The 10,693-nt window shown below is 35.6% G+C and carries 11 protein-coding genes; 6 read left to right on the top strand and 5 right to left on the bottom strand.

Features of this window, described 5'->3' with window-relative positions:
• The first annotated feature begins 253 nt into the window (after positions 1-253).
• Positions 254-1,456, top strand: coding sequence for a hypothetical protein (locus J0M15_14795; protein ID MBN8538319.1), 1,203 nt, complete (start codon positions 254-256; stop codon positions 1,454-1,456).
• Positions 1,457-1,465: 9 nt separating this feature from the next.
• Here the strand turns inward: J0M15_14795 and J0M15_14790 are convergent, their stop codons facing one another.
• The 3 genes from J0M15_14790 to J0M15_14780 form a co-directional block, all read right to left on the bottom strand.
• Complete coding sequence (locus tag J0M15_14790; GenBank protein ID MBN8538318.1) at positions 1,466-2,479, bottom strand: hypothetical protein; 1,014 nt, start codon at positions 2,477-2,479, stop codon at positions 1,466-1,468.
• 85 nt (positions 2,480-2,564) lie between these two features.
• Positions 2,565-3,341 carry a hypothetical protein gene (locus tag J0M15_14785; protein MBN8538317.1) on the bottom strand — a complete coding sequence of 259 codons (777 nt, stop codon included), beginning with the start codon at positions 3,339-3,341 and terminating at the stop codon, positions 2,565-2,567.
• A gap of 75 nt (positions 3,342-3,416) precedes the next feature.
• Positions 3,417-4,337 (bottom strand): hypothetical protein, encoded by a 921-nt coding sequence (locus J0M15_14780; protein ID MBN8538316.1) that lies wholly within the window; start codon positions 4,335-4,337, stop codon positions 3,417-3,419.
• A 59-nt stretch (positions 4,338-4,396) separates the two neighbouring features.
• On the opposite strand from J0M15_14780, the gene J0M15_14775 reads away from it, so the two are divergent.
• From J0M15_14775 to J0M15_14755, 5 genes are all read left to right on the top strand, one after another.
• The gene (locus J0M15_14775; protein MBN8538315.1) at positions 4,397-5,431 is read left to right on the top strand and encodes a hypothetical protein; all 1,035 of its coding nucleotides are present in this window, start codon (positions 4,397-4,399) and stop codon (positions 5,429-5,431) included.
• Between the two features lie 322 nt (positions 5,432-5,753).
• Positions 5,754-6,419 (top strand): phosphate signaling complex protein PhoU, encoded by a 666-nt coding sequence (phoU, locus tag J0M15_14770; protein ID MBN8538314.1) that lies wholly within the window; start codon positions 5,754-5,756, stop codon positions 6,417-6,419.
• A gap of 7 nt (positions 6,420-6,426) precedes the next feature.
• Positions 6,427-7,098: a response regulator transcription factor gene (locus tag J0M15_14765; GenBank protein ID MBN8538313.1), complete on the top strand. Its 672-nt coding sequence runs from the start codon at positions 6,427-6,429 to the stop codon at positions 7,096-7,098.
• Positions 7,094-8,491, top strand: a complete 1,398-nt coding sequence (locus J0M15_14760; protein ID MBN8538312.1) for a PAS domain-containing protein — start codon at positions 7,094-7,096, stop codon at positions 8,489-8,491. The genes J0M15_14765 and J0M15_14760 overlap by 5 nt, the downstream gene beginning before the upstream one ends.
• Before the next feature lie 102 nt (positions 8,492-8,593).
• Positions 8,594-9,406, top strand: coding sequence for an RsmB/NOP family class I SAM-dependent RNA methyltransferase (locus J0M15_14755; protein MBN8538311.1), 813 nt, complete (start codon positions 8,594-8,596; stop codon positions 9,404-9,406).
• Here the strand turns inward: J0M15_14755 and J0M15_14750 are convergent.
• Complete coding sequence (locus J0M15_14750) at positions 9,403-9,666, bottom strand: hypothetical protein (GenBank protein ID MBN8538310.1); 264 nt, start codon at positions 9,664-9,666, stop codon at positions 9,403-9,405. The two genes, J0M15_14755 and J0M15_14750, sit on opposite strands and share 4 nt — an antisense overlap.
• Before the next feature lie 149 nt (positions 9,667-9,815).
• The gene (locus tag J0M15_14745) at positions 9,816-10,676 is read right to left on the bottom strand and encodes a hypothetical protein (GenBank protein ID MBN8538309.1); all 861 of its coding nucleotides are present in this window, start codon (positions 10,674-10,676) and stop codon (positions 9,816-9,818) included.
• Positions 10,677-10,693: the final 17 nt, after the last annotated feature.

Raw genomic sequence — 10,693 nt, 5'->3', positions numbered from 1 at the left:
CATGGAGTATTTTAAGCTTAAAATAATGCAAAAAGTTGGCTACCTAAACAGCCGTTTTGCCCTGCAATGGAAGTATGACCCTGAATCCAATTAAACCCCTATCCCCACAAAAAGAAGAAAGAGGCAATAAAGTGTCTCAAAATTGTTCGAAAAGTGCCATTATTTGTCTTAGGGGATTGGATTTGAGCTGATCTTCATTAGGTTTGATTTCTTTTGGTATTGATTTTGTTATATCAAAGGATAGGAGCCTTTGATGATGGCAAACAAAATTGCAACATTTATAATTTTTATGGGAGCTTATTTTTTGGGAGCCTGTTCTGCCGTTAAGTTTTCTCAGAGTTTTGATTGTGAAAAGGATAAATCTTGCGTGGTACAAAACGGAAAACCCGTCTATCCCGGACAGGATTATGTTGTAGATGGCGGTAAGGTCGATATTTTAATTGTAACTGATAATTCAGCTTCCATGTCCTATGAACAAGAACGAATGGCAATTCGATTTGGGCAATTTATTAATAATCTAGAAAAAAAATCTGTAGATTATCGAATAGCTTTTACAACCACAGATATTTCTTCTCCAGAAAATGGTGCCAGAGGGATCAATCAAAACGGAGCTTTACAAGATGGAAAATTAATTACCATGTCCAGTGGTAAGAAGTTTTTATCAAGAGATGATGGAAATTTAAGTCAAAAAATCGAGATTTTTAACCAAGCTGTAAAAAGAAAAGAAACACAAGACTGTGAAACATTTATTAGAAATTGGATTGCAGGTGGAAGATCTTTAAGTGAATCAAGTTATGATACGGAATACAGTCAGAATTGCCCTTCAGGTGACGAAAGGGGTATTTACGCGGCTAATATAGTAGTCAAAAACAATCCTGATTCGTTTTTAAGAGATGAGGCTGACTTGCAGATTATTTTCTTATCTGATGAAGATGAGCGAAGTCAATTGTACGCGAGTCTTGGGTCTTATGCCTTGACTGACTTGGATTTAGGAAGGCAGTTACCACAAAATATACGTACTCAATATCCAAGTAAAAATTTTGGTATTCATCCCATCATTGTGGCCGATGAGTACTGCTTGCCCCTTCAATCACAGCAATTATTAAATGTGGTAAAGGGATCTTACGGATTTGAATATAACAATGCTCGAAAAGCAGCTCAATCGCTCATTAACACGGAAAGAAAAGTTAAGGGACTCGCGCCAGTAGCGATGGTTTTGGGAGATGTTTGTAGTGATGATTATACTCAACAATTGCAAAATATTTTCGATCAGGTCACAGGTCCTATCGTTGATAACTTTGCAATTAAATGTTCAACTCCAGAAGGATTAACGGTTACTGTTTCTACTTCTGACCCATCAGTAAGTCATGAGATTGTGGGGAAAGTGATTAAGTTTAACAAAAAACTTCCCGTTGGAACCAAGGTATCCATTAGCGCTTATTCTTGTAATGACTAGTTGTTAGTATTAAAATCTCCAGTACAGATCAAGAAAAAAATAATAACCTTCAGTGTAGGACCACTTTAGGGTTCTGATGTCGATCGTATTTAAGCTTAAATAGAGATGCAAACGGTCCCATACTTTGACGTAGGAAAAATAACCGCCAATGCTTTTTCTTTCGAAATTATAGTTTGGACCAAGCAGTATTCTATCCCAGCTGGGTAAAATAAATTCATAACCCGATTGTATGGAGCTCGATGCAAAGGATTTAATGGCTGTTGTTTCAGCCGCCTTATCATAAGATAAAACAGCAAGGCTTAAGTAATTGTGAGTGATCATTGAAGTGTTACTATAAGAATCCCACAGAAAAGTTAGATTCAAAGTGCTTTGATCTGTATTGGGTATGCGAGCAAAGCTTAAACCAGTAGCTAAGGTATTTTTCTCTGTAGAAAGAAGCCTCATCTTGGAAGAAAAATTAATACCTCCAGCGGCATTTAATGGAGCCGTCGTTCCCAGGGTCCAATAAGGATAAAAACCATAGTAAATTTGACCTAAATAAGTGATCAAAAACTCGTCTTTTTCGAGAGGCTCCGCGGTTTCACCGGCGACAACTCCTTGGGTGAATAGGGGCTTGTATCGGGAAGAAACATTGGTTTTTGTCTTTTTCACCAGGAGTTCGGTGGATCCTTTATAATTTTCGTTATAGGTTGTTAGATTTATTTCATTTAACTCGTCACCAACCTGAATGATTTGATTATCAAATACTTTTTGCAGATAGAAAATGTTTTGATATTTTCCATTTTCAAGAATTTCAACTTTCTTAAGTTCGGCCAAGCCTATGGTATCACCAGAGGTGTTGTTTTTTATTAAAAAAACGCTATTTATGTTTAATTTTTTATTCCAGGTTGGTGATGCAAATGATTTAGAATCAATTATTTGGTTAATAAAGAAGGGTTCGATATTACTAGCAATTAAAGGTGAGGAATTTAAAAACCAAAAAGAAATTTGAATACAAAAATGTAATTGAGTAAATAACTTCATTGCGTCACTAGTCATATTTTTAATTAGGTATGAAATCAACGATTTAATTGGGATACTGACCCTAAGGGCCTAGGAGTACCCCTGCCTAAGCAATTTTTTTAATCTGCTCCAGCTTGTTTCTTAGTAAGGCTAGTTCTTGTTTCAAATGTGTGTTTTCTTGAATAACACTGTTAAGTTTTCTCTTTAAGAAATCTAATTCATCTTTTGACGAATCTGTTTTTGAAAAATCTGCTTTCTCCTCGTGTTTGTCATCCTTGGTTTTTTTGTGGCGATTGGCACCACTGAAATCAAGACTTGTTTCAGGTTCACCTTCGGAGGTGGAGGTCGCTTGTGAATTTGACGTCACTTCTCCTGGGATTGGATTTTCAGGGAAATGGCCTTGGCTTTTTTGATTGAGTTGATCTTCTATATTATCTGGGATAGCTATTTCAGGATCAATTTTCTCTAGTTTGATGATTCCTTGTTGGATTAAAGTGCGGACTTCCGAAATGATTTTTGCGATGCAGGTCCCAATTTCTGCAGGAGTGGGATTCGTTTCAGAGACGAGATTTTGAATTTTTCGTTGTTCGCTTTGGGTAAGAACATTTAAGATTTCGGCCTTTTTCTCTTCTGAATAGTGGCGCAAGGCTACGGCGAGAGTGAGAGGCTGAATTCTGGAGATAATTTCCGATAAGGTACTTTTCTCCCAAGAGGTCACTTTATCAATACTGAGAATTCTTTTTTTAAGTGCTAATTCCCAATGTGAATTCTCTTGATGGATGAGATTTAAAAACTGATCCTGCTTTGCTTTATTAGATGTCTCTAATAAATTTAGCAATTGAATAAAGCCACCTTTTTTTTTATATCTATCTAGCATTCCCATGAGAAAAGTATCGGCAAAAAATGGATTTACTTTAGAGCGAGGTTCTTTAAGAATGGTCCCTAAAATCATTCTCCTTTAAATCATGCTCCAAAGAATTCCATTTCTAAGTCCTACGGAGGGGATAATAATTTTATTGACGCCAGCCTGTCTCATAATGGTTTTCACAATCAAAATGGCGGGCAAGATCACATCGGCGCGATCTGGCCTTAAGTTGAGCTTTTCCACACGGTCACTCAGAGATAAGGTTTTAATTTTCTGATTCATTTCTACAAGTTCATGAAGAGTGACATAAGAGTTGGGAGTTTTTTTTAACAGGTCTAATTTTAAACGAGCCATGCACTCTAAATTTCCACCAGTGCCAATTGCAGAGGCTAACGAATTGTGTAGCGGGTGATTGCCAATATAGGTGGATAAAGGAGAAATAAAGTCTCCCATAACAATTTTTAAATTATCTTCTTTTAGATTTCGTTTGATGAGCTGGTCTAAAATTCTGACAGTTCCCATGGGAAAACTTTTAGAGTCCATCATTTTTCCCTTTTCGCAGAAAGTGATTTCAACACTGCCCCCACCAATATCGATCAAAATATGGGCACTTGAATCAAGATGAAGCTCCTTGCTGACGGCCAAAAATATAAGATTGGCTTCTTCGTGACCATCAATGATATCGATTTTGATTCCAGTGGATTTTTCAATTCTTTCAACAAACTCTGTTTTATTTTTAGCTTCTCTTAAGGCACTTGTACCTACGGCTTTACAATTTTGAACATGGTGTTTTAAGTTCATGGTTTTAAAATGAGAAAAAGTTTCGATAGACTCAAGGATCGTTGATTCAGAGATAGGTTGATCTAGAAAGACTTCTTTCCCTAGGCGGATAGAGGATCTTAGTTTTTTAACTTCTTTCAAAAAAGGTGGTTGATTCTCATTCTGAATAACATCAGCGATCATCATTCTTATTCCATTAGAGCCAATATCAATTGCAGATAATATTTTAGACATTCCATGACATCATCTATCATCTATTGTTACTTGTAAAGCAATCAGGCACTCTTCTGGATATGAGAAAATTATTTTTTGTTTATGTGTTGGGTTTTTTTGCCAGCAGGATGTCCTTTGGTGCAACAATGGATGTGGGTGGGGAGGTCAATGTTTTTACAAAAATCTCGTCAAAGCCCTCGGCAAAAAGAGGGCAAGTGGCTTTTGTCTTGCCATCGACTCTATTGAACGTAGATGCCACTTTGGATGGGCAAAATTCTGTTTTTATCGAACTTCAGTTATCTTCTGAACGTGATAATTTTAATCAAAAACTTCCTGCGGATCTTGCAAAAGTGTTCTATCAATGGATTTCAGAAGGCCAGGAAGTGTTTTTTCGATATGGCTTATTTCGTAATTTTATCAATGAAAATGACTCAGAGATTTATAACTACGATTTTTTTGATGAACTCAAGATGGCATCTCGGCGTTTTAAGTATCTGCCCGATGCGGATTTAGGGATCGAAGTGCATTATCTTTTTTCAGATTTTTTGTCCATAGGTATGGGTATATCCAACGGAGAAGAAAACAAGAAAGAAGAGTCTGGAAATCAAAAAGATAATTATTTAGTTTTGGACTATAATGATTCTGTATTTAATTTAGGAATAATGTACATGGACGGGTCTTATGATGATTATGAAAAACCATTCAATCTCAAAGAAAGATGGATCATGAAGCTTGGATGGAACTTTGGGTTTCTTAAAATGGGTTTAGAGGCATTAAGAACCCAAGACGCAGCCATAGGTGTGTCGCAATATCATCGGGCCGAAGGCTGGGATAGCACGGCTTTCCCAGAGCAAGTGATTAGTGGAGAGGGGGGATCTTTATGGTTGAAATTTGAAGTTGGCGAAGATAAATCCCTTCTTTTCAAAGGAGATTTTTTCGATCCTAATTTATCTCAAAAAGAGGACGAAATTAAGTCCTATCAAGCGTTTTTCGAAATAACAAAGGATGCCAGATCAGGATTTCTTGGCTACAGTTTTACTTCCTATGGGCAGAATCATTCAAAGTATTCACCTGAAAAAGAATTTGCTTTTGTTGGGGTAAGGCAATTATTCTAAACGAGCCTGTCCCTAAAAGGTCATCTACTTCGTTGGACCGCCAAAAAATTCGTTCCAACTTACAAAAAGTAAGCCTCCACGAATTATTTGACGGAATCACGCCTTGTATCTGACCTTTTGGGGACAGGCTCTAAATATAATAGGAATTAGTATGAAGCTCGTACTTGAAAAGTTCTAAGACTTTTCAAGTACATGCTAAGAAGCTGCCGACGCTCTCAGTTATGGATGAAGTTTATTGATTCTCAATTTTTTTTGTTAGGAAATGATAGAGGTCTAAGTGTATAAGAAGGTAATGTTTGTCGGAAGAAGGAAAAGGTAAGAATTGGAAAGAGCATTAGATTCACAAATTGATGAGGTGAAAAGATTAATTTTAATAATGGGGGGAAGTGTTGAATTAGCTTTGCTCGATGCTGTTAAAGCCATAAGCACGCGAAGCGTGAATCCACTGAAAAACATTCATCAAATTGAACAAAAAATTAACGAGGATCATATTAAAATTGATGAATCCTGTTTAAATATTTTAGCCAAACAAAGTCCAGTGGCCAAAGACTTAAGAATTATTTTATCGATTTTAAAAATTAACACAGATCTAGAGCGTATGGGTGACCAAGTTTCAAATATTGCTTATACAACAAGTGATTATTTAAATCGAAACTCCCTAGAGCAAGTGGTGATGATTATTCAAATGGCTGAATTTGTGCGCAAGATGGTCAAAGAATCTTTAGATTGTTTCGTGCGTGGAGATCACGTGCAGGCTCGTCAAATCCTCTTGATGGATGATGATGTGGATGATTTAAAAAATAAAGTTTTTCATGATTTATGCGAGCATATGAAGAAGAACCCTCAGGATGTGGACGCCAGTTTGGATTTAATTTTGATTGCCCGAAACTTTGAAAGGTTAGGAGATCATGCAACGAACATTGCAGAAGATATTATTTTTGCCTGTACCGGAGAAGACGTAAGACATGGTGGCAAGGGTGCAGGCTAGAATCCTTATCGTAGAGGATGAAAAAGAAATTCGAGAATTGATGGCCCTTCATTTATTGCGTCATGGTTTTAAAGTTGTTGAGTGTGGAAGCCCCATGGAGGCCGTAGCGGCGTTAGAAAATAATATCTTTGATTTGACTGTGTTGGATTGGATGCTGCCGGGAATGAGCGGGGTTGATTTTATTGAGGTTATCAAAAGAAAAAATCCAAGTTCCAGTATTTTGATGGTTACTGCAAAGACAGAAGTTAAAGATATTGTTTTGGGGTTAGATAAAGGGGCGGATGATTACCTAGCTAAACCATTTGATCCCCAGGTATTTATGGCTAGAGTCAAGGCTATTTGTCGAAGAGCCTTGATGGCAGGGACACCCCAAGCTGATGAGCAAATGACAATTTCTGATTTGACAATTAATTTTAAAACCTACGAGGTGAAGATCCTGGATCAGAAGTTACATCTAACTCCCAGTGAATTTAAATTACTTTCTTTGATGATCTTAAATCATGGAAGAGTTTTAACTCGAGAAAAATTAATTGAAAATATCCAAGGAGAGGGTATCAATGTCATTGGTAGAACCATTGATACTCACGTTTTTGGATTAAGAAAAAAATTGGGTATATGGGGCGAGCATATCGAAACAATCAGAGGAGTGGGTTATCGAGTCAGGTTGGACCTCAATTAATTTAAAAAGATACCCCTGGCGCATCTATAGTCAGTATTTTCTGGTGCAGTGTATTTCGTTTAATTTATTGTTTTGGATTTGGTTAATTTTTTTTCCAAATCATTTCTCTTCAGCTCTCTATTTTTCTTTAGGATCTTTATTTATTTCTATTTATAGTTCCTACGTTTTTACTTTTCCAATTTACAAACTTTATCTTAAAACCCTCAGGGTTTCTGATCGGAAAAACAATCCCGATTTGGATTTTATATCTGAAGATTTGACAGAAGAGCAAATGGGTGAATTTTCAGCCTTAGAACAAGGATTGGATCGATTACAAAAAAAATTAAGAAAACGAAAAGATCAGCTCTTCAGGGAGCGTGAAGAGATGCAAGCCTTTATGAGTTCGGTTCAAGAAGGACTTATTAATGTAAGCCTTGAAGAAAAAGTTATTTTCTTTAACTCCAGATTCGCTACTTTGTTTTTAAATTCTGAAAAAATGGCAATGGGACAATTAAAATTAACTGATATTTTTAGAACTCCCGATGTTTATGATTCATTTAAAAAAGTTTTCTTAACTGGACAAACTCAAAAATCTACAATGAAAATGGAAACCGTATTAGATCATTATCATAGAAATTTTTTAGTATCTCTTACTCCATTAAGAAAAACCAAATCAAATGAAATTTATGGCGTTATTGGTGTGTTCCATGATATTACGGATCTGAAAAAGCTCGAACAAGTGCGAATCGATTTTGTTGCCAATGCTTCCCATGAATTAAGATCTCCATTAACCTCGGTTAAAGGCTATGTAGATACGTTGAAGGAAGATTTAAAGAATGGTCAGTTGCAACAGGCCAGTACTTTTCTTGATATCATTTCTAGAAATGTGACTCGGTTGATTGAATTGGTTAATGACTTGTTGACTTTGTCTTCACTTGAATCCCATGGTGAATTACAGCTGGAAAGAATTGTGCCACTTCAGATAACTGATTTGGTAGTCTCTGACTTATCACTCTTTGCGAAAGAAAAATCACAGGTCATTATTATAAAAAGTGGGGTAGATTCTTTTTTCGCAGATGCGCAAAAAGTGGAGCAAATTTTAAAAAATTTAATTATGAATGCCATTAAATATATTCCTCATAACAAGAAAATTCAGGTCATTTGGGAAAAGGACGTGGAGGGAAATACCCTTCTTAGAGTTATTGATGATGGACCTGGAATTCAACAAGAACACCATGATCGGTTGTTTGAAAGATTTTATCGAGTAGACAAAGGCCGATCTAGAGATCAGGGCGGGACGGGTTTGGGCCTAGCCATTGTGAAGCACATTATGATTTCTCACAACGGTAAAGTAGAATTAAAAAGTCAACTGGGTCAGGGATCTGAATTTATTTGTACTTTTCCACCACTATAGAATTATTTAATTAGATATCAATTAGGAGACTTTATTTTTTCAAATTTCCACAATTACTTTGAAGGCATCTATGGTTCTCGGTGGGCACTCATTTGGGAATCCTTGCAGAAAAAAGAAAAACAAGTATTACGAAAAAATCAATTTAGCACAGCTAAAAATGATTTTGATTTGGAAAAAATTAAAGAGGGTGTTTATTGGTTGTCTGATTCTTTTCAGAAAAATCATAAAGAAATAATAAGAGATGATTGTCACCTTCTTGATTATTACATCATGGATCCTGCAAGTTATTTAGCAGCAGAGCATTTTCCTCTATCTGGATCGGATAAAGTTTTAGACATGTGTGCGGCGCCAGGGGGAAAGGGGCTTATTCTTGCCGAAAAAGTTTTTTCCCATGGTGAACTGATACTTAATGAGTTATCAGAGGCGCGAAGGGATAGATTGATAAAAGTAGTGAAAAATTACATCTCTCGTGAAAAAAGAGATTCTATTTGGGTTAAAGGCTGGGATGCCCAGTTTTACGGTTTAAAAATGCCTGAAACCTTTGATAAAATTCTTTTAGATGCTCCTTGCTCTGGGGAACGTCATTTAATTGAAAGTGCAAAAGATATTTTTGAATGGTCACTGAAAAAAAGTGAGAGATTGGCTATCAGACAATATTCACTTCTTGCATCGGCTTATATGGCATTAAAACCCGGCGGATTGATAATGTATTCAACATGCTCTTTGAATCCAATTGAGAATGACAAAATTATTCTCAAGTTAATAAAGAAGAAGAAAAAAGTAAAAACTGTAAAAATTAAATGGCAGTTCGAACATTTAATACCAGAAGAGACTGAGTTTGGTTATATTTTTTTACCAGATAAATTTTCATTTGGGCCCATTTATCTATCTCTGTGTGAAAAAGAAGTATTTTAGTTTTTAAGAATTTTGGCGATTCTGAATTCTTTTAGCGATTGATAACCGTAAGTTTTTTTTCGGTAGATTTCGATAACTTCCTCTTCGATGTCTTGAACCACTTCTCGGTAGGCGGGTGCAGGAATGGTATTCGAAAGTAATAAATACTTGATGAACTGGTCTCTAATTCTTTTAACAAACTGTGCTGAAGTCTCGTTAAGGTTCCTAGAATCCCTGAGATAGGTAATGATAAGTTCAATAAGCACTTGTTTATCGTTCATGAAAAAACTATCGGAACTATTTTGGCCTCCTTAATAGAATTTTTAGTTAAAAAGGACTTGTTTTAAAAAAAAAAAATTCACATTTGCCAAGGTCCTGCAGAAGCTGGTTTTCGAACCGTATCAATATTATACGCCCCATATTTGGAAACTTAAAAAATATCTTTCATGGTTAAAATTTCCTCAAAATATTCGCAGTCAAGAAGGGCTTGGGACACGCCATTAGGTGCAATTAAAACTTTGTGTAAAGACTCTGATGGCTTCAATGGCAGTTTTTCAATTTTTCGATTTATTTCTGGAATAATTTCTGTGGATATCGGTCTTGTATGAAATTTCATTTCACAGAGTGTAATTGTTTTATCAGATCGAGCATAAATTAAGTCTACTTGGACTTTTTCTTTTTTTCCATAGTAGGGGCCATAGGACTTGACTCTTTCTGAGAATCCCATTTTCTCAGCAAAATACATCGCATTATTAATCACATAATTTTCAAAAGCAAATCCCAACCAGACATCAAGATTTTTAGTTAAGTCATTTTTAAAATAATTAATAGCATTATCTGACTCGTAAATTTTTCTTTGTGGATCGATAAAATGGAAATAAAAAAGTAAGAACTCATCACTTACTTTGTATCGTGGGTATTTAGATTTAGGATGAAAATAACTATTTACAGATCGAATAAATCCAGCAAGCTTCAGATTTTCAATGTAGTTTTTAACGCCACCACTTGATTTCATTTTTAGTTTATTTGAAATTTCATTTAAGATGAGAGTGTCTTTTTTTATTATTTGAATAATGTGATAGTAATTTTTAGGTTCACGAAAATGAACTTTGAATATTTTGTCAAACTCGTCTCTAAAAAGAGCATTTTCCTTAAAAAAAAGTTCTTCTAAATTTTGATCTAGCGACAATTTTGAATTTATTTCTTCTAAATACTTGGGAACGCCTCCAAAGATTAGCCATTTGATGAATACCTCTAGAGATGCTATTGTACCAGTTCGGCGAAATCCCATTCCTCATTGATTTAATA

The sequence above is a fragment of the Deltaproteobacteria bacterium genome (assembly GCA_017302835.1).
Lineage (GTDB): Bacteria > Bdellovibrionota > Bdellovibrionia > Bdellovibrionales > Bdellovibrionaceae > UBA2316.
This window is presented reverse-complemented; position numbering and strand designations above follow the sequence as displayed.